This is a genomic window from Streptococcus mitis (assembly GCF_003942775.1).
Taxonomy (GTDB): Bacteria; Bacillota; Bacilli; order Lactobacillales; family Streptococcaceae; genus Streptococcus; species Streptococcus mitis_CN.
The window spans coordinates 1-643 of the sequence record NZ_RJNX01000029.1 but is presented as its reverse complement, the minus strand read 5'-3'; the positions used below and the strand labels follow the sequence as shown (position 1 = coordinate 643).

At 51.6% G+C, this 643-nt stretch carries 1 protein-coding gene; it reads right to left on the bottom strand.

The window, feature by feature from the left end:
• A partial coding sequence (locus tag D8848_RS10730) for a collagen-like domain-containing protein (protein WP_474104120.1) occupies positions 1 to 643 on the bottom strand: 643 nt, incomplete at both ends.

Here is a 643-nt window from a genome sequence, read left to right as displayed (position 1 = left end):
CGTCCGTCACGACCTGCTGCGCCATCACGTCCGTCGCGTCCTGGTAAACCTTGTGCTCCGTCTTGACCATCACGACCTTGAAGACCTTGTTCACCTTTGTCCCCTTTAGGGCCTTTGATGTTGCCTTCTTTTTCCCAGTTGCCGTTATTCTTAACGAAGACGTCGCCNGTTTCTGTATTAACGTATTTATCGCCGTCTTTACCTTGATTTGCTTCTGGGTTAACTTTGCCGTTCAAGACGTCTTTACCGTCGCGTCCATCNCGTCCGTCACGACCTGCTGCGCCATCACGGCCATCGCGTCCTGGTAAACCTTGTGCTCCGTCTTGACCACGCTCACCTTGAAGACCTTGAGCACCTTTGTCCCCTTTAGGNCCTTTGATGTTGCCTTCTTTNTCCCAGTTGCCGTTATTCTTAACGAAGACGTCGCCNGTTTCTGTATTAACGTATTTATCGCCGTCTTTACCTTGATTTGCTTCTGGGTTAACTTTGCCGTTCAAGACGTCTTTACCGTCGCGTCCATCACGTCCGTCACGACCTGCTGCGCCATCACGTCCGTCGCGTCCTGGTAAACCTTGTGCTCCGTCTTGACCATCACGACCTTGAAGACCTTGTTCACCTTTGTCCCCTTTAGGGCCTTTGATGT